Source organism: Exiguobacterium sp. SH1S1, from assembly GCF_004337245.1.
Lineage (GTDB): Bacteria > Bacillota > Bacilli > Exiguobacteriales > Exiguobacteriaceae > Exiguobacterium > Exiguobacterium aurantiacum_A.
Map to the genome: position 1 here is coordinate 83,137 of NZ_SJUZ01000006.1, position 22,276 is coordinate 105,412.

Genomic DNA, 22,276 nt, shown 5'->3' on the forward strand with positions numbered 1-22,276 from the left:
TCTTATGCTGCTTGTTTAACTGCTTCTTTTTTCGTTTGGCGTTTCGCAAGGACGAACGTCAATCCGAAGGCGACCGCGAAGGCGATGGCCATACCGATGATATACGAGACAATTGATGCCGGTGCAATCGAGATGATCCCTGGAAGACCTGCCGCGCCGAGGGCGACAGCGAGGACTTCACGACCGACGATGAACGCCGAGGCGATCCCTGAACCGATGATGGCCGCGATGAACGGATAGCGTAGTTTCAAGTTGACCCCGAACATGGCGGGCTCAGTGATACCGAGTAGTGCCGAGATACCAGATGCCGAAGCGACACCTTTCATCTTCTTATCGCGTGTCAAGAAGAAGACGGCAAGCGTAGCCGCACCTTGGGCGACGTTTGACATGGCCGCGATCGGGAAGATGAACGAACCACCTGTGCGCGCGATGTCTGCGAGAAGTTGCGTCTCGATGGCGATGAAGCTGTGGTGCATCCCTGTGATGACGATCGGGGCGTACAAGAGACCCATGACGAGACCACCGAAGAATCCGAGCGAATCATACGTCCAAACGAGCGAATCGATGATCAAGTTACCTGCTTCACGCGTGATCGGTCCGACGAAGGCGAACGTGACGAACGCCGTGATGAGGAGCGAGAGCAACGGTGTGAGCAAGATGTCGAGTGATGCTGGCATGAACTTACGGATGTTGATTTCAAGTTTCGATAAGATATAGGCGGATACGAGGACCGGTAACACTTGTCCTTGGTAACCGAGCTTCTCAATCTCAAAGCCGAGAATGTTCCAAACCGGGATGTCGCCGACCGTCGCTTGTGCGTAGGCGTTGACGAGATCCGGGTGGACCATGATCATCCCGAGCGCGGCGCCGAGGTATGGATTACCCCCAAACCGCTTGGCGGCGGAGAACCCGATCAGGACGGGTAGGAAGACGAAGGCGGCGTTGGCGAACGTGTTGATCATCGCGGCAAGATCGGCGATACCAGGGTACTGGTCGATCAGCGAGCTGCCGTCGAAGAACAAATCAGGTGCTGTGAGCAAGTTGTTGATCCCCATCAAGAGACCACCGGCGACGATGGCCGGGATGATCGGTACGAAAATATCAGATAGCATCTTCACGAACTGTTGGAGCGGGTTACCTTTCTTCGCACCGGCCGACTTGACGTCGGTCGTCGACATATCACCGAGACCTGTCAATTCGGCGAATTCGGCGTACACTTTGTTGACTGTACCTTGACCGATGATGACCTGGTACTGCCCGCCCGTTGAGAACGTCCCTTTGACGACGTCAAGTGCGTCGAGTTTCTTCTCGTCGACTTTCGATTCGTCGTTCAAGACGAGGCGGAGCCGGGTCGCACAGTGGGCCGCTGCTGCAACGTTGTCTTTCCCGCCGACCGCCTCTAAAATCGCTTCTGCTTCTTGTCTGTAGTTCATACTGGTTTCCCTCCTAGTGCTTCAAGCACACGTTGTTGTGATGGTATGGCTGGAATCGCGCCGTAAGCGGTGCACGTAAGCGCGCCGGTCACGTTCGCATATTCGATATCCTTTAGTAAACGAGCGTCATCGACCCCGAGTGTCGCTAATCGATACAAGTAAGCACCGACGAAGGCGTCACCAGCTCCCGTCGAATCGACGCTGTCAATTTTCACCGACGAAATCACATTGTTGCCGTCTTTCGTGGCGATCAACGTCCCGCGCGAGCCGAGCGTGATGGCAATCCGTGACGCACCCGTTTCGAGAAGTGACGCGACCGCTTGATTTAAATCGTCATGCCCGGTCAAAAGTTGCGCTTCCTCTTCGCTCAACTTCACAAAATCGGCTTCTGCGATAAAGTGAAGCGAGTCTTGTTTGAACGCGTCGATGTCTGTGACGAGCGCGTCCCGGTAGTTCGGGTCGAACGAGACGAACAGGCCGTCACGCTTGGCGAACTGTAACAGTTTGAAGTAAGCATTTTTCAACTCACCGTCGAGCAATGCCGTCGCTGAACCGAAATGAACGATGTCACCTGGCTTGAACGCCGACAAGTCGATCGCTTCGAACGCATAGTCGCCGTCACTTCCGCGCCGGAACGTGAAGTCGCGCTCCCCGTCCGCTTGGATCGAGACGAAGGCGAACGTCGTGTCGCCCTGTTCGACTAGATTCTCGACGCCGACGCCGTTGTCGACGAGCGTCTGTTTTAAAAATTGTCCGAACGGGTCGGCTCCGACCTGCCCGAGAAAACTTGAGCGTCCCCCATGCTTGCTGACGACGGCGGCCACGTTCGCCGGTGCGCCGCCTGCTTTCTTCACGAACGTCGTCCCATTGACGAGATCGCTCGACGCGTCTTCACAAACCCAATCAATCAATAGTTCACCAATGCAATGTACGGTGTTCATCCGTCCACCTCCATGTTTGAATGTATTGCTTCGTATCATTTATCGAACCGGTTCCAAAAGCGAATAAAAAATGTTGCGGAACCGGTTCCGCAACACAAATGTAAACGATTTAATTCAACATGTCAACGCTTTCTCGCAATTTTAATTCGAAATTTGTGAACGTTTTCATCGGGGTGGCTTCACCTGTCAGCAACTGGAGGATCATGTCAGCCGCACGAGAACCAGTCCGCCGATATGGAAGGTGGACCGTCGTCAGCGATGGATGCAATACTTCTGTGAAATCGTACCCACCGAAACCGCTGACCGAGATGTCGTCCGGCACTCGTTTGCCGCCGTTCGCTAACCCTTTCAAGACACCGAGCGCGATGTTGTCAGTCGCACAAACGACGAGCGTCGCGTCCGTCACGTCGGTCGCGAGCTGCTCACCGATCGGGATGGCGTCGTCGATTCTGAACGTCGTCGTCATCGAACGGACGATGGCGCCAGCTTCATTGAACGCTCTCAAAAATCCGTCACGACGGGCTTGTCCGACGGCGATATCATCCTCTGCCACCCCGACATAGATGATGTCCCGGTGCCCCCACTCCATGAACTGTCGCCCGAGCGCATAAGCCGACTCATTGTCCGGGTAGACGAGGCTATGCACGTCATCGTGCTGCTGACCAATCAACAGGACCGGGATTTGAATCGCTTCGATCGCCTGTAGATGCGCTGGCGTCACGGTCGTCCCGAGCCAAATGATGCCGGCCACTTTTTGCTTGGCCAAGTTATACAGTTGCTCGATCTCACGCTCGGTCTGTTGGGCCGTGTTGACGACGAGCATCTGATAACCATGCTCGGTCAAGCGTTCATCAATCCCCATCATCGTCCTTGAAGCCGCATACGAATCGAGACGTGGGACGATGACGCCGATCATCTTCGTCTGCTTCGACTTCAAACTTTGGGCGAACTGGTTCGGTTCATATTTCGTCTCACGGATGACTCGCTCGATTTTCTCACGAGTCGCCTTCCCGACCGATCCCCCATTCAAATAACGGGAGACAGTACTTTTGGCAACACCGGCGAGTTTAGCGATGTCGTTGATCGTCACTTGTTTCATCCAAAAACCCTCCATACGAAAAAACTGACGCGCTAGACGCCGTCAGTTCAGTGGTTCATCACATATCGTTTTTTAAAGTTTAAATAGTAAAGTCCGTTGCGTTTCTCGAAGCCGTTCTGTTCGAGGACGCGACGCATCGCTTCTTGATGCGGACTCGTCGGCGGGATGCCGGCGCGGACGGTGTGACCGTCTTTTAAATCGGACTGTTCGAGTGCAAGGCGTAATCCTTCTGTCGCATAGCCTTTATCTTTATACGGGTCAAACACCATCAAATCGAGCTGATAGACGCGAGCTAGCTTGAAAAGCAGTACTTTACCGACGATTTGTCCGTCTTGAACGAGGTCGTAGTAAAAATCCTCGCCATAACTATGTTCGTCAGCCATGTACACATGCTCGGCCCCCATCTCGACAAAAATACCTTTTAGTTCTTCGGCAGACATGCCGTATGAGCTTTGACCATATTTCTGAAAATGTTCATATTCGATCTCATCGATCTGGCGAATAGGTTGACGCACGATTTTCATCCCGTGCCCTCCTTAACAGTTATTCCAACGTCTTTCCAAACTCATTATATACGAAGCGCATCATGAAGCGCAAAAGATAACCTAAATCAGACCGGTTCGATATGAATGTGGACCGAATCGACGGCGTGGTGTTTATCGAGTTCCCGTTCGATATCGTCACAAAGCACATGAGCCTCGTCGACGGTCAAACCACCGTCAACGGCGATCGTCACGTCGAGCATGACGTGGTTACCGAGATGCCGGCCTTTAATCTCTCGAACTTCTTTGACGGTATCAAAATGTTGGATCGTCTCTTCATAAGACTCGACGAGATCAGGCGGGAACCCGTCAGACAGTTGATGCGTCGCATCGAGAAAGATTTGGATGGCCGTCCGGATGATGAGCCCCGCGATGACGACCGCGAGCACTGTATCCATCCACGGCAGCTTAAAGTAAGCGAACAAGACGCCGAGCGTCGCACCGATCGAGATCAAGGCGTCGGCCAAATTGTCTTTCGCGGCCGCTTTCAGCGCGAGTGATTTGGTCTGTTTCGCCAAGTTCAAATTGTAGCGATGGACACCGTACATGACGATCGCACTAAAGAACGCGACGACGGCGGCGAGCGGGTTCGGCTCGACGTAGACGCCGGCGAGCAGATTGGCGATGCTGTTCAATAACACGAACAACCCGACCGCGACCATGATGAGTGAAGCGACGAGCGCGGCAATCGTCTCCATCTTCGCATGGCCATACTTATGTTCAGCATCCCGCGGCGTTGCCGCCACACGAATCCCGATATAGACGGCAATTGATGCGATGACGTCGGTCGTATTGTTGAAACCGTCGGCGAGCACGGCTTCCGAATTGTAAATATAGCCGAAGACGACTTTGAGAACAGATAAAATCAAATAAGTCGTGATTGATAAAATGGCTCCTTTGAGCGCTTTTGGTGGATGATTTGTCGAATGCATCCGCCCACCTCCTTTTTAGCTAAGTTAGTATACCAGTTGTTCTTCGTGTGGGCATAGAGAAACAGTGTTTCCCGAAGTCAAAATAAATGGAATATATTCCCGGTAGTTTCGTCTTCCGAAAATTATGGTAAAGTAAACAAGAAGAGACCCTTGTGGTTAAACCGTAAAAGAGGTGAAAGATATGTTCACAGAACGTGATGGTATTAAACTTCGTTTGGAACAAATTGACAGATTGTTATCCGATTTGAATCGTGAAGCGAAACAATTGATGGTACGCTTACGCGAACTTGATGCGAGTGGTGAGAGCCCACAAGAAGCGTCACTTAAGCCAGAAGATCGTGATACGCTCAAAACGTCGATCGATGAGACGCTCGAAGCGCTCCAAACCCGCTCGAAACGCCCGATCAACCCGAACGATGAGAAAAAGAAAGAACTCGCCTCGAACAAGGCGCTCATCGACGAGTTGTCAGATCTACTCAGTAAGAAAAAATGAGACGCCACCGCGTCTCATTTTTTAAGTAAGGAGATTAAATGATGTATATCGTCACAACTTGTCTACGGCCGACTGAAACAATCATTCATAAAGCAAACGAGCACTCATTGCTACACGATGTACCGTTCGTCTCGCGGCGAAAGCATTCAATCGAGACGTTGATGACCCGGTATGGTGCCGCCGTCCTCGTTTTCGATAAGCGCCGCGTTGAGTATACGCCGCTCGGCGCCAAAGAGCCGTTCTTCTTCCATCCATCAAGCTCGGTCTTCCGTGTCAAGCAACTGCTTCGTGATGGCAACGACCCACTGATCGATGCGGCCGACCTTCAACTCGGAGACCTCGTGCTCGATTGTACACTCGGACTCGGTTCCGACAGTATCGTCATGAGCCACGCCGTCGGCCCGAGCGGTCGCGTCGTCGGCCTCGAGAGCGAATTCATCACAGCGACACTCGTCAAAGAAGGCATGTCGGTCTGGGAAGAGAAAGAGAACGCTTTGAATGAAGCGATGCGACGCATCGAGGTCGTTTGGACCGACGCCCTCACTTATTTGAAAAATTGTGCGGATGACGAATTTGAGGTCGTCTATTTCGATCCGATGTTCGAAAAAACGATTTCAGAATCAGTTCATCTGAACCCGTTACGAGCGTTGGCAAACGAAGCGCAGTTGTCAGATGAACTGATTTCAGAAGCCAAACGCGTTGCGAAAAACAGAATTGTCCTAAAAGCACATTTTGAGAGCCCGGCATTCGAAAAGTATGGATTTAAGCGACTTTCACGCAAAACTTCGAAGTTCCATTATGGATATATCGACTGAGAGACTCGTTCGGATTAGGTATTTTGACTTAATCGGGACGAAAGTCTCTTTTTTCTTATTTTTCATAATTATTATTTTCTGAATATTGACATTAATCAGACACAAGTTTAACGTTTACATCAAGCTCACACAATTTCCCATTATTTTTACAGGAGGTCAGTCCAAATGAAAAAACGTTCCATCCGTCGTACGACGCTCGCCGTCGCGCTGACATCGGTCATGAGCGTCAGTGCGATCCCGGCCGTCGGTGCCGCTCCACTTGCCGCTTCACCGTTACCAACCGCAACAAATACTGCCCCATTCGATCACAACATCATCGATGAGGATCGACTCGCCAAAGCGCTCGAAAAGCGTGGCGTCATCAAAAAAGGGCTTTCAACGAAAGAGCGACAGAAAGCCGTCGACGCGTATATTAAAAAGAAGCAAGGTACAGCGCAAGATGCCCACGATCACAAACATGATGACAAATTGAATGACAAAGCGGCGAAAGCGAAAGAGAAGATACATAACCAATTCGAAAAAGAATCGAAACGTCTCCTCGACAAAGCGAAAAAAGGTCAAGGCAATTATCGAAAAGGCAAACCGAATGGCCAAATCAAAGTTGATCCGGCCAAAGCAACGGGCTATAACGGTGCGGTTCGTGAAGACAAAGTGCTCGTCCTCCTCGTCGAGTACAGCGACTTCAAACATAACAACATTGTCCAAGATCCCGGTTATATGTATAGCGACAATTTCAGCAAAGAACACTACGAGCAGTATATGTTCGGTGATAAGTCGTTCGAACTGTTCAACGGTGAGAAAGTTCAGACGTTCAAACAGTATTATGAAGAACAGTCTGGCGGCAGCTACACGGTCGACGGTACCGTCTCTGAATGGTTGACCGTACCAGGTACGGCGAAAGACTACGGCGGTGACAACCCGGCCGGCGGGAATGACAACATCGGTCCAGGTCCCCGTCAACTCGTCAAAGACACGTTGAACGCGGCGGTCGCTTCAGGAATGGACCTCGCCGAATACGATGAGTATGACTTGTATGACCTCGACGGCGACGGCGACTTCAACGAACCGGACGGCTTGGTCGACCACTTGATGATCATTCATGCTGGTACCGGCCAAGAAGCGGGCGGCGGTGTCCTCGGTGACGACGCGGTCTGGTCACACCGTTGGGTACTGGATGGCGTATATGGTGTTGAGAACACGACGGCTGACGTCCCGTATTGGGGCGGTAAAATGGCCGCATACGATTATACAATCCAACCTGAAGATGGAGCGGTCGGCGTATTCGCCCACGAATTCGGTCATGACCTCGGTCTTCCTGACGAATATGACACGCAGTACACAGGCCAAGGCGAGCCGGTCCAATCATGGTCGATCATGAGCGGCGGCAGTTGGGCTGGTAAAGTGGCAGGAACAGAGCCGACGAGCTTCTCGCCACAAAACAAGGAATACTTCCAAAAATTGATGGGCGGCAACTGGGCCAACATCACGGAAGTCGATCTTGAAGACATCACCCAGCAAGGTTTCGTCTCGAAGCTCGATCAATCGGTGACGAAATCGAACAACCCAGGGTTGTTGAAAGTGAACCTTCCGGACAAGAAAGTGAAAGGTATTGAACCTGAGTTCGGACAGTACTACTACTACTCGACAAAAGGTGATAACTTGCACACTGAACTCGTGACACCAAGCGTCAAGCTCGGTGCTGACGGCACACTCGCCTTCGATACACGGTTCGATATCGAATATGATTACGATTACTTGTACGTCAAAGCACTGAGCGGCGGCAAAGAAGTCGTCCTTGACGTCTATGGTGACGACAACACCGGAAATGACGCCGAGTCGACGAACGGCGCATGGGTGAACAAATCGTACGACTTGTCACAGTTCGCCGGTCAAGACGTCCAGATCGTGTTCGAATACGTGACGGACGGTGGTCTCGCCCTTGAAGGTTTCGCCCTCGACAACTTGGCGATCACGTCAGGCGGGCAGACGCTTCTCGCAGATGACGCGGAAGGTGCTGAGGCAGTCACGCTCGACGGCTTCGTCAAGTCGGACGGTTATGACACGAAACCGCACTACTACTACCTCGAATGGCGTAACCACGCAGGCGCTGACACGGGTCTCTTGAACGGCCGTGGCGTCAAGTACAACACCGGTCTCGTCGTCTGGTATGCCGACGACTCGTTCTCGGACAACTGGGTCGGTATCCACCCGGGTGAAGGTTTCCTCGGAGTCGTCGACTCACATCCAGAGGCGATTGTCGGTAACTTGAACGGCAAAGAAACGGTTTCAGGCAGCACGCGTTACCAAATCGCGGACGCGGCGTTCAGTTTAGACAAAACGCTCGCTTGGTACCTCGATTCTCCGAGCCGCGGAATTTACGACTACAAGGCGCAATCTGGCGTGAAACAGTTCAATGACGCCAATACGTACATCAACTCGCTCATCCCGGATGCGGGCCGTAAGCTTCCACAATACGGACTCGTCGTCGACGTCGTCGGCGAAGCGAAAGACAATTCGGCTGGAGCTGTTTGGGTCCGGACGAAGTAAGCATGATTTGTTTGACCCTCGCCCTTCTCATCAAGAGAAGAACGGGGGTCTTATTATTCTAAAAAAGCTTGAATTTTCAATCGAGACTGTGTAACATACTAGTTGTAACGCCTCTGTAGGTTAGTGGCAGACCTCAGCAATGGTAATGCTGCAGCACGAGTTCGATTCTCGTCGGAGGCATCAAATATCCCGCTCAACCAAGCGGTTCACGGCACTTCCTGTATCTTGCAGGAGGTGCCTTTTATTTATCCGTGGACAGTTTGTGCACACTTGGCGTTTGTCGAACGATTCCGATTGATGTCGAATGAATCAGATATCCCTGACAGAATGTTCGTCCATCAACATCCAAAACGTATCGGCCGTCTGTTTCTGGAACGACATTATTATTTGCTTATACGTGACCTCTTTGTAATGCGATGTCACGTATTGAATTGTAGCCATGAATGTAACTTTGACAGACGACAAAAAACGCCCCTAAGGACGCTTATTTGCTCATTTGATGCATTCTCTAATCTTTTCTAAACTCTTAACTAGTCATTCAATTTGTTTTCTTTAGCTTGATAGCTTTCTTTAGAAGTGAAAAAGAATATGATAGACAATATAAAAAGTGCTACTGGGAATGTTACTAAAGAAGGATTAAATTTAACAGAACTAATAGCATATTCTCCATACAAATAAATTGTCATCCATAAAGAGCAACACAATAAAATCACTGCTGATATATTTTTCATATTCCCCCCACCTTTCAAGTGATATTATAACCGATTTCTCGATCCACTTTCGGCTGCTTCCGAAAATAGACAACATTATTATTTCGAAACCGCCATTAAAATTACATATTGGTGTCTAATTACAATTAGATACTTCATTTAACAAATATGGGTATATGTAGTATAGGTGCTACAATATACGTGATGATTCGAAAGGAGTTTAGATGATGGAAAATCTATTCAATGGACTGATGGGTGTCGTCCTCATCGCGGGAGTGATCGCCGGCATCGCCCGGCATGACTTCAGGAAACGCAAGAACGAGTATATGGACACCGTTGAAAGAAAGAACAAATATAAGCGGACCACGCGGAGAATCGACCTGACGCTCGCCGCCTCGGTCATCTTGATGTTCGCGCTGTTCTACTTCGAACCGAACGTTCCGAAAAGTCCCGCCTCACAACAAGGCCCAGTCGTCGCCGATACGAGTGGCGAGACGTTGCCAGAGGGCGTGTATGGACCGGGAACATATAAGGTGGGTGCCGACATCCCAGCGGGCGAGTACAAGCTTGCGGCCGTCGAGTCGGACTATCGCGGCTATTACGAGGTGAAGGACGATATGTCGTCGGACGGCGGCATCCTCTCGAACTCGTTATTTGACGGTACGGAGTACGTGGAAGTACAATCTGGCGAGTATTTGAGCGTGACTCGCGCGACGTTTACTCTCGTTGCACAGTCATCCTCAATCAAATCAGATCCAGAGACAAAAGTTGATGAAGAGGCGCCTGTAGAAAAATCTACAGAATCCGACATACCTTATCCATTTGCCAGCACACAAGCCGAAGCCGACTTCTTCACAGCGATCGGTCTCACGCTCGAAAATGGCATTGCCACCATGCGAGACGCTTCCTCAATGAGTCGGGTATGCGGCAAAGTATGTCCTGACGTGCCAGGTAGCGATTGGGGACTTCAGCTTGAACCAATGAATCAAGAAGTTTTCGAGTTAGACCACACCCTTTACGACTTCGCCCGCTCACTGAAAGATATCCCGGAAGGCAGTTCGCCGAATATCGACTTCGAAGAGCGCGACATACTCGTCAAGGACATGGAACGGATGAGTGAGTATATCTCCCTCCTTATGACCCATAACGATTGGGCAACATGGCAAGAAGCTTGGGACAAGATGGAAGAAGCAAATCTTTTGATAGAAAAGATGTATGCAACCGAAGTATACACAGTCCCACGCTAAGTAAAACTACTGATTTCGTGCACAATTTTGTGCACACTTACCTCGAATGCACAGGTGGATTCACAATTTTGTTCACCAAATTCTTACAGCGATTTCACTAGAATCAGCGTGGTTGACGTATCGTTCGATTTCGTTCCGTCCCTATGTTTTCCCAAAATAGAAATGGTAATGCTGCAGCACGAGTTCGATTCTCGTCGGAGGCATCAAACGAATTCCGTGTCATGGACCATAAAAAGCACTTTCTCAAACCCTTGAGAAAGTGCTTTTTATGGTCTCTAGCTCATTTGAATATCCCAATAAATGGTATAATGGGTAAATACATATATAAAGGAGACTAGATATGAAACATATCCCCATCTTACTTGCTGCCGTCACCTTATTGGCCGCCTGTTCTGAACAGACGACAGATCGTGCGTCTGACTCAGCCCAAAGGAATGAAAATGTCGTAATCGATGTATCCGAGACGCAACCCTTCTCTGAACCTGTCCCGACCGAAAAAGAAGTCTCGATATTTTTAGGCTATCTCCAGTCATTGAGCAGTGATACGCTCGGTGCGCTGCGTCAATCCGAGCAATCCACCTTCGCCTGTGGGACGTCTTGTGAAGACCGTCCGCTCGAAGAAATCTCTACTCAAATCGACAGTAACCGGGAAGAGCTTGAATCAATCCGTGCCGATATTGATGAAATTCTTCCGGCGCTTGACCACCTTGTGTCATCTGACGTATCAGGAATCGACCGTGAAGGACTGACCAACGTATTGAACGAATTCACATCCGTGAGTGAGGCGTTGACGCATTTTTTAGAAGCTGACGATTGGTCATTTTGGGAAGAAGCCCGGACCCAATTGAATAGCATGTCATCGACCATAAAAGGCATCGCTATTTATCTAAGTGGTGTGTGACATTATATCAACTACATAGGCTGCTCTCATCCAAACTCGGGTGAGGGCTTTTTTCTTACAGTCATGGAAACTGTCTTGACACGTCTCCGGTTCCTCTATAAACTTGAAAAGTTGAATTGAATGATTTTTCGGAAGGAGCATGACAGATGCTGAATGAATGGTTATGGATCCCTTCTGCCCTGCTCACGCTCGGTCTGCTCGTCCTCAGCTATAAACTGTTCGGACGGGTCGGACTGTACGCCTGGATCGCGATGGCCTCGGTCGTCGCCAACATCCAAGTGACGCAGCAGATTGTGATTGGTGGTTTCATCTTCACACTCGGGAACATCGTCTACGGTTCCCTTTATTTAGCGACAGACATCTTGAACGAGAAACATGGCCGTCACGCCGCCCGCAAAGGCGTCTGGCTCGGCTTCTTCATCTTGATCGTCTCGACGGTACTCATGCAGTTCGCCTTGCTTTACGCACCGTTCGAAGAAGCGCTCTACATGCATGAGAGCTTCAAGGCGTTGTTCTCGATGCTCCCGCTCATTACGCTCGGCAGTCTCGCGGCGTACCTCGTCTCGCAACTGTTCGACGTCTTCATCTATTCGAAGATTCGGGCGAAAACTGGCGAGAAGAAACTGTGGCTCCGGACGACTGGATCGACGGTCGTCTCACAGTTGATCGATACGCTCACGTTCTGTACGATCGCCTTTTGGGGAATGGAATGGGATATCTGGTGGAACATCTTCGTCACGACGTATGTCGCGAAGTTCATCATCGCTTGGATGGCCACGCCGTTCATGTATTATGCGAAACGGACCGAACCACAAGACGACGAGACGGAAAAAGCAGCCTAAATAAAAAACCGCAACCTCAACGGGTTGCGGTTTTTTCTCGAATTTGCAGACGCACCGCGTAAGGCCGCGCATCTTCGAGTGACGACGTCTCCCGACAAACAGTGAGCGCCATGTAAGCGTCGATAGCGAGCGCTTCGATGGTCTCGTCCGTCGTCTCGACCTCAAGTATGGTGTAGGGCGGCAGATGTTCGAGCTTGACCCACTGCCCGTGCAGGTTCTTCACATAGATGATTGGTTCGTCAATCGAGTAACGTCGGAGTAAATCAGACACGTTCACGCGATCCCCTCCTTAAACCAAACCTTTATCCTCATTATAGAAAGCGCTTACGATTCTGTAAACCGTGCTTCCCGAAAATTTGGCAGTCCAACGCTTCAAAAATGGTGGAATCGAACCGATAATCTAGAAGAGAAATGAGGTGAACCGATGCGTTATCGCCGACAAGAAACGTTCCGCTACATTTTACCGAACCCCCGTTTCATCCCCTACCGCCTCGTATGGGAAGATAAGGAGTTGCATGACGGTGAAGGCATGCTGCTCAACATTAGTGCCCACGGCTTGAAGTTGCGCTGCGACTACTTGTTCCCGCTGTCGGAAGGGCTGAAAGTTCAGGTCGTGCTCGACCTCGTCCCGCTCATCCAGTCAATCGAGTTGACTGGTCACGTCCGTCACCGCAGTCAAATAGGAAGCATGTACGATTACGGGATCCGTCTTGAAGCGAATTCAGAAGAAGCCCAACAGCTCGTGACGATGATCAAAGCTTATGCAAGAGAGAACCAATGAGAACGTGTCGTCAGACACTTCTCATTTTTTGTTCGTCCGATAACAGGGTATACTAATGACAACAGAGACAGATTAGAGGTGTAGCCATGACTAGAAAATTTTTATTGATTCCTTGGGCCGCCGCGATCGCGATCGCGCTACTTGGTCCCAACACCCCGTTCTCGAGCCGGTTCTTGCTCGACTTCCTGACGTACAATACCGATGCCTATGAAGGATATTCTTTATCCCTCTTTAGCGTGCTAGGCGTCTACCCGCTCGCGCTGTTCCCGCTGCTTTGGTCGGAAGTGAACCAACTGCGGCCGAATCCACTCCTACCGGCAGCAACCGGTTTCGTCGTCGGAGGATTCATCATCGCTCCGTATCTCGCGTTCGCACGGCAGTCGCCCTACCCGACGCCAATCAAGCCGTTGCCGACGAGACTGCTCGGGGTCGTGTTGCTCCTCGTCACGATCGGTTTATTCATCGCTGCCGCGATGACTGGGAATGTCGCACAGTATTGGTCATACGTCGAACAGAATCAATTCGTCCGCACGATGACGGTCGATTTCTTTTTGCTCGCCTTCGTCCAAATGACATTGATGACCCGAGATGCGAAGCGCTATAAGATGAGCTTGTGGCCGCTCCCGTACATCCCGTTATTCGGTCTATTGTTTTGGCTCATCATTCGTCATAAGCAACCGTTCAACGAGGCGCCGCCGCGACGGCCGAAAGTGGTTTGATGTTGTACTTGAGAGTGGGTTTCCCAAAACCTACTCTTTCCTTTATACTAGAGCGAGAGTTTATCTAGAGAAAGAAGGGTCAAATCCAATGAGATTTTTTAAAGTAATGACACACACGAACGACAAGGGAGAAGACGTCATCCTAAGCGAGTATTTCAAAATCGCCGACAAACAGGCTGAACAATTCCTCAAAGATACGTTAGAGCTCGACATGTTCGACGAGAAAGTGACGCTCAAAGAGTGCCAAGTCGCGAAAGACCGGTGGGAATGCCCGGTTGGTGACTTCGTCGTCGTCGAATACTTCAATGAAAAAGAGTTTGATAAAATGAACGAGTATCGTGTGGTCGCACCGAAAAAGTGACCCACAGCAAAGGCGACTTTCCCATTTAATCGGGAAAGTCGCCTTTTTATCGTTCGAGTCATCGACGTGCGTTATGACTCCTCGTTATCTTCTTCCGGGTCTGGATCTGGATGTTGCGTCGGAGCCGGTTTTTTCGCCGGATCAGACTCATCGTCTGGCATCGGGTCTGGGTGAACCCCAGGTTGCGATTCGTCACGTTTCATTGAGCATCCCTCCTCTGTCATAGTGGATTAATTCCACATCGATCAAGAGTCGAAACATCAGTGTATGTCTTTATTGCCGATGACACGACGTGAGATCGCTTTTTCAATCTCGACGATGACGAAGACGATGGCACCGAAGACGACCGGATAGATCCAATCATTCAAATCAAGTGCCGCTGTCCCGAACAACGTGTGCATAAACGGCACGTACGTGATGAACAGTTGAAGTGCAATCAATAGTGCCGATACGATAAACGCAATCTTGTTATCGAAAAAGTGGCGGTTAAACGCCGGAGCGAGTTCGGTCCGACAGTTATACAAGTGGAACAACTGGGCCATGACGATCGTATTGAGTGTGATCGTCTGCAGCTTCGCAGTCGAGAAATCAAAGTCGGCTAACATGTAGTTGATGATCAAGCTGCCTCCCCCGATCAAGATCGAGACGAAGATGATCCGAAACACGTAATAGCGACTCAACAGCGGGACGTTCGCCGGACGCGGCGGACGTTTCATCGTGCTCTCTTCGAGCGGTTCGAAGGCGATCGCGAGCGACAGCGTGATGGCAACGACCATGTTGACCCAAAGGATTTGGACCGGGCTGAGCGGTGCCGCGGCACCGAGCAAGATGCTCATCGCGACGAGGAGCGCTTGTCCACCGTTCGTCGGGAGCAAGAACAAGATCGTCTTCTTCAAGTTGTCGTATACACGGCGGCCTTCACGCACCGCGTTGTAAATCGTTTTGAAGTTGTCGTCGACGAGGACCATCTGCGACGCCTCTTTTGCGACTTCGGTCCCTTTGATACCCATCGCGACACCGATGTCGGCCCGTTTCAAGGCCGGGGCATCGTTGACACCGTCACCGGTCATCGATGTGATGAGCCCGTTTTGCTGCAATCCTTTGACGAGACGCAGCTTATCATTTGGGCTCGTCCGGGCGAACACATCGTTATGAACCGACGCTTCTTTGATCTCCTCGTCCGACATGTTCGTCAATTCTTTCCCTTCAAGTGCGCCTTCGACTTCCATGCCGAGTTCACGGGCGATGGCGACGGCTGTGTCTTTATGGTCACCCGTGATCATCTTGATGCGGATACCGGCGTCACGGCACGCCGCGACGGCTTCAATCGCCTCTGGACGTGGTGGATCGACGATTCCGTACAAACCAAGGAACGTGATACCGGATTGGACGTCCTCATGGTCGACCGTCTCTTTCGAGCGATCGACCCGTTTGAATCCGCCACCGAGGACACGTTGTCCGCGGTCGGCGATCTCTTTACGTTTCTCATCCCAATAGGTGCGGTCAAATTCCGTATCTTCAGCCATATCGAACAGGCGGTCTGGCGCCCCTTTGATGAAGATCATCCGCTCATCTTTATAGTCGACGAGCGTCGCCATGTACTTATACTCCGAATCGAACGGGATTTTCGAGATGACTTTCAGCCGTTCAATCGGTCGCTCCGCTTTTTCGGCGAGCGTGAGCAAGCAAGCTTCTGTCGGGTCGCCATTGATGACCCATTCGCCGTTTTCTTCATACAATTGGGCATCATTACACGTCTTCCCGACCGTGAGCAGATCGATCATCGACTCGTCGTCATCGAGGTCGAACGGTTGACCGTTTTGTTCGAGGTCACCATCTGGAGCGTATCCGCCGCCTGACACTTCGATATCGTGCTTCGCCGTGACGACTTGCTTGACGGTCATCTCGTTTTTCGTCAGCGTACCTGTCTTATCGGTACAGATGACAGAGACCGCCCCTAACGTCTCGACGGACGGTAGACTACGAACGATCGCTTTCTTCTCGGCCATGTTACGAACACCAAGTGCGAGAATAATCGAGATGACGGCAGGGAGACCTTCCGGAATCGCTGCGACCGCTAACCCGATCGTTGTCAGCATCAGTTCGATTGGATCGAAATCACGTACAAAGTAGCCGAACGCGTAAATGATGACCGAGATCACAAGGATCGCAATCGAGACCGTTTGACCGAATTTCGTCGTCTGACGGATGAGCGGTGTCTTCACCGTCTCGACTTCAGCGATCGATGCGTTGATTTGACCGAGCTCCGTCCCTTCACCGATCGACGTGACGATCGCTTTCGCGCTGCCCGTCGCTATACTCGTTCCTGAATAAATCATGTTTTTCCGGTCACCGAGGACAGCATCTTCCGCCACGACTTGAATTTTCTTCTCGACCGTCGTCGCTTCACCTGTCAAAGCCGATTCTTCGACTTTGAACTTCTCGGCTAGAATGACTCGCGCATCGGCCGGCACTTTGTCACCGGCGGCGAGCACCAAAAGGTCTCCAACGACGAGTTCGCTCGATTCGATTTGAATCTGCTTGCCGTCTCGGATGACGCTTGCTTTCGTCTCGAGCAGTTTTTTAATCCCTTCAAGCGCCTGTTCAGCCTTGTTTTCTTGCAAGTATCCGACGACAGCAATGATCGTGACGACGAGCGCGATGACAATCGTATCGATATACTCACCTAAAAAGCCAGTGACGACGGCCGCACCGATCAGGACGTACACAAGAATGTCATTGAACTGTCTCAAAAATTTTATGATTTCAGGTGTCTTTTCCTTTTCCGGCAGAACGTTCTTCCCGAACTGTTCTTGCCGACTCGACACTTCTTGCTTCGACAGCCCGTTGTCTACGTCTGTCTCAAGACTACTCCTCACCTCTTCCGGTTCGAGTGCGTGCCAATTTTTGTTCTCCATTTGCATCTCTACTCCTCCTTGGTCGATCCTATATGAAAATCTATCTCTTTTATGTTCCCACTCCACGGCTTCCTGACACATCAGACGACACATTTTCACAACTTTTTCAAAAAAACCGTTCACATTTGTCTCGTTTTCCATTTGAAAACGCTCCCATCCAAAAAAGTCGTGTCAGATGGATGAAATGGCTTTACATAACGGTCTGAATGGTTAACTATAGAGAAAATAAAACAGAGAGAAAGAGGTACACGTATGGTCATTATTCAAGGGATCGCCCTGTTGCTGTTGATTCTCGCCTTGTTCACGTTATTCAGTTACAAAGCACCGTTCGGGATGAAAGCGATGGGAGCACTCGCCGGCGCCGCAATCGCGAGCTTCCTCGTCGAAGCGTTCAACGCCTACGCGATCGGTGGGTTACTGCCGCTCCCTTTATATGAAGAAGTCGGCCAAGCTGCCGGTGCGCTGTCGGGACCTGCGGCAGCGGCACTTGTCGCGATTGCGCTCGGCATCAACCCGGTCTACGCGTTGATGCTCGGTTTGTCCGTGTCAGGCTTCGGGATTCTCCCCGGCTTTTTCGCAGGGTACGTCCTCGCCTTACTCGGCGGCAAGCTCGACCGTCACCTTCCGGCCGGTGTCGACATGATCTTTTACGTCATCGTCATGGCACCGCTCGCCCGTCTCGTCGCCATCGGTGTCGATCCGCTCGTCTCGAACACGCTCGCTCAAATCGGAGCGGTCATCGAGCTCGCAGCGACGCAAAATCCGATTGTGATGGGACTCGTCCTTGGCGGAATCGTCACGGTCGTCTCGACATCACCGCTCAGTTCGATGGCGCTCACGGCGATGCTCGGTCTGACCGGTGTCCCGATGGCAATCGCGGCCCTCGCCTTGACGGCGTCGATTTCGATGAACTATTTACTCTTTAAGCGATTGAACATCGGCTCGAAGAAAGACCAACTTTCGGTCGCGATCGAACCGCTCACACAAGCCGACCTCATCTCGGCGAATCCGATCCCAATCTATAGCGTCAACTTTGTCGGTGGTGCCATCGCCGGACTCATCGTCGCGATGACCGGAATGGTGAACAACGCACCTGGGTCTGCCGCCGGTATCCCGGGACTGCTCGTCATGTATGGCTTTAATGACTGGCAGACGGTGACGGTGACGGCAACCATCGTGTTCGCCGTCGGCATCATCGCCGGTCTCATCGGCAGCAAACTGTTCAGCAATTTCCCGATCGTTCGACATACGGAAAAGATGGCAAATCCGGAAGAGGAAGCCGCATGAAAAAGCAGGAAGTCCAATTCGCGGACTTCCTGCTTTTTCGTTATTCAAACGATAATGTTGTTTGCGTTCGAGACGATTGCCGTGCAAGTTCGATCACACGCGTCGTCAACAAAGCGTCCTCGAGGGGAACGACCGGCCGTCTCGTCGAATAACTGTCAGCGAGCTGGCGATAAAATGCCAAATAACGCCCCGGCTCGATTTCAATCGTTTGCGGCTCATTTACAACGAGCGTCCCCGTCTCACTGACACCCGCTTCGATCGTGCCGTCTCGGAGCGCGGCCTCTTGCGGGTCGAGACCGTATTTCATAAAGCTGCCTGCCGTACCGTGGACTTCAAAGCGAGGCGCTTCAACGGCGACGAACGGGTTCGATCGTAAATAGACGCGCTTCTCACCGTAGTGTAGCGTCACGTTGAAGCCGTCGTCGGACTGTCCGCCGTCTCGTTGGACCATGACGTCTGCTGAGACGTGGTCCGGTTCGCCGAACAACACGAGCGCCTGATCGATCAAATGACTGCCGAGGTCGAACAAAATACCAGACCCAGGACCTGCGTTCTCACGCCATCTGTCCCGGACATGCGGACGGAACCGGTCAAAGCGTGATTCATACACTTTCCAGTCTCCGATTCGGTTTGATTCGAGCAGTGACGCCACCGTCAAGAAATCTCCGTCCATGCGTCGGTTGTGGAACACGTTGACGATCCCGTCACGCGTCTTCTCGAGGGCGATGAGGGATTCCCCTTCCTCAGACGTTAGGAACGCAGGCTTCTCGACGAGAACGTCTTTGTTTGCGTCGAGACACGTCGTTACCATGTCTTTATGTAAGTTCGACGGTGTCGTGATCACGAACAGCGTCGCATCGGTCGCGATCGCTTCTTCGAGCGTCGCGTATACGTCCACATCAGGGAGCACGGCACGGACGTCATCCGGTCTAGAGGAGACGACCCCAGTGATGTTGAATTCCTCGAGCGTCGTCAAAAATGGCAGGTGGAACGTCGTTGCCGAGAAGCCGAAACCGACCAATATAGTGTTGATCATATCTATTCCTCCTTTGTTTCTTCATGATTCATTGTAACAAAAAAAGGGGTACATTGACCCCTCACGCACTGACACTTTCATCCAAACCATATTCAAACGTGTTGTATCCGTTACGTGAATCGACGTAAACGAAACCAAAACGTGGATAATACTCGTTCAAAAACTCGTTGTCGGCGACACAGTCGAGACGGATCGGCTCGTTACCATCGGCTTCGCGGAGTACATGTTGCATCAGCTGTTGACCGACGCCACGGCCTTTCAATTGCTCACTGACGACGATGCGATGGATGTATTGACCGCGCTCGCCATCTTCCCATAAATTGTGATCCCATTCATCCGGAGGAAGCAAGGCGATCGAGGCCAAGACAAAGCCATGTTGTTCATACACGTACACACTTCCCGTCGCAATGTCGGTTCGCACGCGTTCTAACAAATCTAGCTCCAAATATTCCGTCCACTGGTCACTTCCTGTTTCATTAAGCGCTACGGCTCGTTGTTCGATTAGGTGCGCGATGTGTTTAGCATCGCGTTTCGTCGCGAGTCGAATCATAACGTCCTCCTTTATTTATGCAGTATTTGAAATACCAATATAACGGAGACGTTTGACCGATTTCAACCATCTTGCCTGAGCGATGTCATCGGAACGGGATGACGTCGCCCCCGTTCAATTGATAACTATACGTCAAAGTCGCGTTCAAGCTATGCGATACCGAGCAATAGCGGTCGACGGACAGTTCGATGGCACGGCGGACCCGTTCCTCCGGCATCTCCCCTTCGAGTACATATAAAATATGGATCGTCGTGAACCGCATCGGGTGCTCGGTCGCCCGCACCGCGTCGACTTCCATCCCGAACCGTTCGAGCGGCAGGCGCATCTTGTGCAAAATCGAAACGATATCGATGCCCGTACAGGCCGCCGTGGCGTGCAGCAACATCTCGGTCGGCCGTGGCCCCGTATCCAATCCCCCGACATCCGGCGCCGCATCGAGCGTCACGCTATGACCGGAAGGAGTCGTTGTTTGAAACGCCATCCCTTGTTGCCAATCCACTTTCAAGTTCATCTCAGTCTCCCCCTTATTTTTTCACTAGCATACTATTCCCTCGATTGAGGTATTATAAAGCTAGTTGCACAATTTGTCGTTTAGGAGTGGGTCGCATGGAGTGGTCGGTCATGATCAGTTGGGGGCTGTATATCGTCCTCGGGTTAAATTTATTGTTCGCTTTAGCCGTTATCTTCGCGGAACGCCGCGATGTCGGTGCCACCTGGGCCTGGCTGCTCGTCTTGTTTTTCCTACCGATCCTCGGATTTATCATCTACTTGTTCCTCGGTAGACAGCTGAAAAAAGATAACTTCTTTAATTTGAGTGTTGAGGAACGCTCATTTCATTCGTTGCAAGTCGAGAGTCAAATCGAGCAGATTCACCGTAAAGAGACGATGCTCGCCCAACCGCTATTTGAGAAGTACGAGCAGTTGCTCGAGATGAACTTGCGCTCATCGAAGTCACTCATCAGCGTCCACAACAAGTCGACCATCATGCATGACGGGGAACAGAAGTTCAAGGCGCTGATGGACGATATCCGTAGCGCCGAGACCGAGATCAACATCCAGTATTACATCATCCAACGTGATGCCCTCGGGAAGGCCTTGATCCACGAACTGATCGAGCGCGCCAAAGCGGGCGTCAAAGTCCGGCTGTTGTATGACGCGGTCGGATCGCGCAGCCTCCGCGATTCAGACTTCAAGGAGTTGATCGCGCATAACGGCGAAGTCCGTGTCTTTTTCCCGCCGACGCTCGGCTTGATCAACTTCAAGTTGAACAACCGGAACCACCGGAAAGTCGTCATCATCGATGGCAAGATCGGCTACGTCGGCGGCTTCAACGTCGGTACCGAGTATCTCGGCCTCGTCGAGAAGTTCGGTTACTGGCGCGACACCCATCTCCGGGTCGAGGGGGACGTCGTCTATCACCTGCAGCACCGGTTCATCTTGGACTGGAACTTTTCGGGGAGCAAGCATCACGACCCTGAAAACTCGTTCTGCTTCGCGCGCCACGATATTAAAGAGCAGTCACCGATGCAGATCGTGACGAGCGGACCGAACTCGGACACCGAGCACTTGAAAAATATGATGATCAAAATGATCGCGTCGGCCAAGCAGCGAGTCATCATCCAAACGCCTTACTTCATCCCAGATACGAGCTTCATGGACGCCTGCAAGATGGCGCTCCTCTCCGGTGTCGAGATGGACATCATGATCCCTGGAAAACCGGACCATCCGTTCGTCATGTGGGCGTCACTGTCGTTCCTCGGTGAGCTGCTCGATTACGGGGCGAACGTCTATATGTACGATGAAGGCTTCCTGCACGCGAAGACGCTCGTCGTCGATGACGAAATTTCGACCGTCGGCACGACGAATTTGGACGCCCGCAGCTTCCGCTTGAACTTCGAAGTGAACGCCATCATCTACGATGAGCGGGTCGCTCTTGAGCTCGCCTCGTTGTTCGAGTCGGACGTCGCCGTCAGTCGGCGCTATACGGTCGACGACTATGCGGTCCGGAAGTGGAGCGTCCGGATGCGCGAAGGTGTGTCACGGTTGCTCAGCCCAATCTTATGACTGTTGTGAGATCGCGCCAGCGGTCTCTTTTTTATGTCCATCAGCCGACAGATTCTAG

At 51.4% G+C, this 22,276-nt stretch carries 22 protein-coding genes and 1 tRNA gene; 12 read left to right on the forward strand and 11 right to left on the reverse strand.

Translation table 11 applies throughout. The annotated features are described in order from the left end of the window. Positions 1–2 precede the first annotated feature (2 nt). The 5 genes from EVJ23_RS11630 to EVJ23_RS11650 all read right to left on the reverse strand — a co-directional run bounded on the left by EVJ23_RS11630 (position 3) and on the right by EVJ23_RS11650 (position 4,947). Positions 3–1,433, reverse strand: a complete 1,431-nt coding sequence (locus EVJ23_RS11630; RefSeq protein WP_131465094.1) for a sucrose-specific PTS transporter subunit IIBC — start codon at positions 1,431–1,433, stop codon at positions 3–5. After that, entirely contained in the window at positions 1,430–2,374 is a 945-nt protein-coding gene (locus EVJ23_RS11635; RefSeq protein WP_131465095.1) for a carbohydrate kinase family protein, read from the reverse strand. Before EVJ23_RS11635 ends, EVJ23_RS11630 begins: the two co-directional genes overlap by 4 nt. 109 nt (positions 2,375–2,483) lie before the next feature. Next, on the reverse strand, positions 2,484–3,473 hold the full coding sequence (locus EVJ23_RS11640; RefSeq protein WP_131465097.1) for a LacI family DNA-binding transcriptional regulator: 990 nt from the start codon (positions 3,471–3,473) through the stop codon (positions 2,484–2,486). A 47-nt stretch (positions 3,474–3,520) separates the two neighbouring features. Next, the gene (locus EVJ23_RS11645) at positions 3,521–3,997 is read right to left on the reverse strand and encodes a GNAT family N-acetyltransferase (RefSeq protein ID WP_071397451.1); all 477 of its coding nucleotides are present in this window, start codon (positions 3,995–3,997) and stop codon (positions 3,521–3,523) included. 86 nt (positions 3,998–4,083) lie between these two features. Further along, positions 4,084–4,947, reverse strand: coding sequence for a cation diffusion facilitator family transporter (locus EVJ23_RS11650; RefSeq protein ID WP_131465099.1), 864 nt, complete (start codon positions 4,945–4,947; stop codon positions 4,084–4,086). Positions 4,948–5,128: 181 nt separating this feature from the next. Here EVJ23_RS11650 and EVJ23_RS11655 point away from each other — a divergent pair, with 181 nt between their 5' ends. The 7 genes from EVJ23_RS11655 (at position 5,129) to EVJ23_RS11685 (ending at position 12,502) form a co-directional block, all read left to right on the forward strand. Then, positions 5,129–5,440 (forward strand): hypothetical protein, encoded by a 312-nt coding sequence (locus EVJ23_RS11655; protein ID WP_070327307.1) that lies wholly within the window; start codon positions 5,129–5,131, stop codon positions 5,438–5,440. A gap of 41 nt (positions 5,441–5,481) precedes the next feature. Next, positions 5,482–6,255 carry a class I SAM-dependent methyltransferase gene (locus EVJ23_RS11660; RefSeq protein WP_236633768.1) on the forward strand — a complete coding sequence of 258 codons (774 nt, stop codon included), beginning with the start codon at positions 5,482–5,484 and terminating at the stop codon, positions 6,253–6,255. Between the two features lie 165 nt (positions 6,256–6,420). Further along, positions 6,421–8,802, forward strand: coding sequence for an immune inhibitor A domain-containing protein (locus EVJ23_RS11665; RefSeq protein WP_131465103.1), 2,382 nt, complete (start codon positions 6,421–6,423; stop codon positions 8,800–8,802). 109 nt (positions 8,803–8,911) lie between these two features. Beyond that, positions 8,912–8,982, forward strand: a tRNA-Thr gene (locus EVJ23_RS11670). 757 nt (positions 8,983–9,739) lie between these two features. Further along, entirely contained in the window at positions 9,740–10,759 is a 1,020-nt protein-coding gene (locus EVJ23_RS11675; RefSeq protein WP_131465105.1) for an Rv1352/Rv1906c domain-containing protein, read from the forward strand. 340 nt (positions 10,760–11,099) lie between these two features. Next, positions 11,100–11,660: a hypothetical protein gene (locus EVJ23_RS11680; RefSeq protein ID WP_131465107.1), complete on the forward strand. Its 561-nt coding sequence runs from the start codon at positions 11,100–11,102 to the stop codon at positions 11,658–11,660. A gap of 146 nt (positions 11,661–11,806) precedes the next feature. Further along, positions 11,807–12,502, forward strand: a complete 696-nt coding sequence (locus EVJ23_RS11685) for a queuosine precursor transporter (RefSeq protein ID WP_201739239.1) — start codon at positions 11,807–11,809, stop codon at positions 12,500–12,502. Between the two features lie 16 nt (positions 12,503–12,518). On the opposite strand, the gene EVJ23_RS11690 is transcribed toward EVJ23_RS11685, so the two are convergent. Continuing rightward, on the reverse strand, positions 12,519–12,779 hold the full coding sequence (locus tag EVJ23_RS11690; protein ID WP_233589672.1) for a hypothetical protein: 261 nt from the start codon (positions 12,777–12,779) through the stop codon (positions 12,519–12,521). Between the two features lie 147 nt (positions 12,780–12,926). On the opposite strand from EVJ23_RS11690, the gene EVJ23_RS11695 reads away from it, so the two are divergent. The 3 genes from EVJ23_RS11695 to EVJ23_RS11705 all read left to right on the forward strand — a co-directional run bounded on the left by EVJ23_RS11695 (position 12,927) and on the right by EVJ23_RS11705 (position 14,363). Beyond that, the gene (locus EVJ23_RS11695) at positions 12,927–13,283 is read left to right on the forward strand and encodes a PilZ domain-containing protein (RefSeq protein WP_071397445.1); all 357 of its coding nucleotides are present in this window, start codon (positions 12,927–12,929) and stop codon (positions 13,281–13,283) included. An 86-nt stretch (positions 13,284–13,369) separates the two neighbouring features. Then, entirely contained in the window at positions 13,370–14,002 is a 633-nt protein-coding gene (locus tag EVJ23_RS11700; RefSeq protein WP_016509573.1) for a hypothetical protein, read from the forward strand. 106 nt (positions 14,003–14,108) lie between these two features. Then, positions 14,109–14,363 carry a hypothetical protein gene (locus EVJ23_RS11705; protein WP_070327313.1) on the forward strand — a complete coding sequence of 85 codons (255 nt, stop codon included), beginning with the start codon at positions 14,109–14,111 and terminating at the stop codon, positions 14,361–14,363. 71 nt (positions 14,364–14,434) lie between these two features. Here EVJ23_RS11705 and EVJ23_RS15390 read toward each other — a convergent pair whose 3' ends face one another. Next, positions 14,435–14,566, reverse strand: a complete 132-nt coding sequence (locus EVJ23_RS15390; protein WP_016509559.1) for a hypothetical protein — start codon at positions 14,564–14,566, stop codon at positions 14,435–14,437. 57 nt (positions 14,567–14,623) lie between these two features. After that, positions 14,624–17,287 carry a cation-transporting P-type ATPase gene (locus EVJ23_RS11710; RefSeq protein ID WP_071397444.1) on the reverse strand — a complete coding sequence of 888 codons (2,664 nt, stop codon included), beginning with the start codon at positions 17,285–17,287 and terminating at the stop codon, positions 14,624–14,626. A 246-nt stretch (positions 17,288–17,533) separates the two neighbouring features. Here EVJ23_RS11710 and EVJ23_RS11715 point away from each other — a divergent pair, with 246 nt between their 5' ends. Continuing rightward, positions 17,534–18,568 carry a PTS sugar transporter subunit IIC gene (locus EVJ23_RS11715; RefSeq protein WP_131465109.1) on the forward strand — a complete coding sequence of 345 codons (1,035 nt, stop codon included), beginning with the start codon at positions 17,534–17,536 and terminating at the stop codon, positions 18,566–18,568. A gap of 40 nt (positions 18,569–18,608) precedes the next feature. Here the strand turns inward: EVJ23_RS11715 and EVJ23_RS11720 are convergent, their stop codons facing one another. From EVJ23_RS11720 to EVJ23_RS11730, 3 genes are all read right to left on the reverse strand, one after another. Beyond that, positions 18,609–19,604 carry a Gfo/Idh/MocA family oxidoreductase gene (locus EVJ23_RS11720; RefSeq protein WP_131465110.1) on the reverse strand — a complete coding sequence of 332 codons (996 nt, stop codon included), beginning with the start codon at positions 19,602–19,604 and terminating at the stop codon, positions 18,609–18,611. 61 nt (positions 19,605–19,665) lie between these two features. After that, positions 19,666–20,154: a GNAT family N-acetyltransferase gene (locus EVJ23_RS11725; protein WP_071397441.1), complete on the reverse strand. Its 489-nt coding sequence runs from the start codon at positions 20,152–20,154 to the stop codon at positions 19,666–19,668. Positions 20,155–20,239: 85 nt separating this feature from the next. Continuing rightward, the gene (locus EVJ23_RS11730) at positions 20,240–20,635 is read right to left on the reverse strand and encodes an OsmC family protein (protein ID WP_370252266.1); all 396 of its coding nucleotides are present in this window, start codon (positions 20,633–20,635) and stop codon (positions 20,240–20,242) included. Positions 20,636–20,760: 125 nt separating this feature from the next. Between EVJ23_RS11730 and cls the strand changes: the two genes are divergently transcribed. Continuing rightward, positions 20,761–22,218, forward strand: coding sequence for a cardiolipin synthase (cls, locus tag EVJ23_RS11735; RefSeq protein WP_131465114.1), 1,458 nt, complete (start codon positions 20,761–20,763; stop codon positions 22,216–22,218). Positions 22,219–22,276: the final 58 nt, after the last annotated feature.

What these genes read in the sequence shown, in the direction of transcription:
- EVJ23_RS11630 (WP_131465094.1), bottom strand. Translation starts at nt 1,433, where the DNA reads ATGAACTACAGACAAGAAGCAGAAGCGATTTTAGAGGCGGTCGGCGGG.
- EVJ23_RS11635 (WP_131465095.1), bottom strand. Translation starts at nt 2,374, where the DNA reads ATGAACACCGTACATTGCATTGGTGAACTATTGATTGATTGGGTTTGT.
- EVJ23_RS11640 (WP_131465097.1), bottom strand. Translation starts at nt 3,473, where the DNA reads ATGAAACAAGTGACGATCAACGACATCGCTAAACTCGCCGGTGTTGCC.
- EVJ23_RS11645 (WP_071397451.1), bottom strand. Translation starts at nt 3,997, where the DNA reads ATGAAAATCGTGCGTCAACCTATTCGCCAGATCGATGAGATCGAATAT.
- EVJ23_RS11650 (WP_131465099.1), bottom strand. Translation starts at nt 4,947, where the DNA reads ATGCATTCGACAAATCATCCACCAAAAGCGCTCAAAGGAGCCATTTTA.
- EVJ23_RS11655 (WP_070327307.1), top strand. Translation starts at nt 5,129, where the DNA reads ATGTTCACAGAACGTGATGGTATTAAACTTCGTTTGGAACAAATTGAC.
- EVJ23_RS11660 (WP_236633768.1), top strand. Translation starts at nt 5,482, where the DNA reads ATGTATATCGTCACAACTTGTCTACGGCCGACTGAAACAATCATTCAT.
- EVJ23_RS11665 (WP_131465103.1), top strand. Translation starts at nt 6,421, where the DNA reads ATGAAAAAACGTTCCATCCGTCGTACGACGCTCGCCGTCGCGCTGACA.
- EVJ23_RS11675 (WP_131465105.1), top strand. Translation starts at nt 9,740, where the DNA reads ATGGAAAATCTATTCAATGGACTGATGGGTGTCGTCCTCATCGCGGGA.
- EVJ23_RS11680 (WP_131465107.1), top strand. Translation starts at nt 11,100, where the DNA reads ATGAAACATATCCCCATCTTACTTGCTGCCGTCACCTTATTGGCCGCC.
- EVJ23_RS11685 (WP_201739239.1), top strand. Translation starts at nt 11,807, where the DNA reads ATGCTGAATGAATGGTTATGGATCCCTTCTGCCCTGCTCACGCTCGGT.
- EVJ23_RS11695 (WP_071397445.1), top strand. Translation starts at nt 12,927, where the DNA reads ATGCGTTATCGCCGACAAGAAACGTTCCGCTACATTTTACCGAACCCC.
- EVJ23_RS11700 (WP_016509573.1), top strand. Translation starts at nt 13,370, where the DNA reads ATGACTAGAAAATTTTTATTGATTCCTTGGGCCGCCGCGATCGCGATC.
- EVJ23_RS11705 (WP_070327313.1), top strand. Translation starts at nt 14,109, where the DNA reads ATGACACACACGAACGACAAGGGAGAAGACGTCATCCTAAGCGAGTAT.
- EVJ23_RS15390 (WP_016509559.1), bottom strand. Translation starts at nt 14,566, where the DNA reads ATGAAACGTGACGAATCGCAACCTGGGGTTCACCCAGACCCGATGCCA.
- EVJ23_RS11710 (WP_071397444.1), bottom strand. Translation starts at nt 17,287, where the DNA reads ATGCAAATGGAGAACAAAAATTGGCACGCACTCGAACCGGAAGAGGTG.
- EVJ23_RS11715 (WP_131465109.1), top strand. Translation starts at nt 17,534, where the DNA reads ATGGTCATTATTCAAGGGATCGCCCTGTTGCTGTTGATTCTCGCCTTG.
- EVJ23_RS11720 (WP_131465110.1), bottom strand. Translation starts at nt 19,604, where the DNA reads ATGATCAACACTATATTGGTCGGTTTCGGCTTCTCGGCAACGACGTTC.
- EVJ23_RS11725 (WP_071397441.1), bottom strand. Translation starts at nt 20,154, where the DNA reads ATGATTCGACTCGCGACGAAACGCGATGCTAAACACATCGCGCACCTA.
- EVJ23_RS11730 (WP_370252266.1), bottom strand. Translation starts at nt 20,635, where the DNA reads ATGGCGTTTCAAACAACGACTCCTTCCGGTCATAGCGTGACGCTCGAT.
- cls (WP_131465114.1), top strand. Translation starts at nt 20,761, where the DNA reads ATGGAGTGGTCGGTCATGATCAGTTGGGGGCTGTATATCGTCCTCGGG.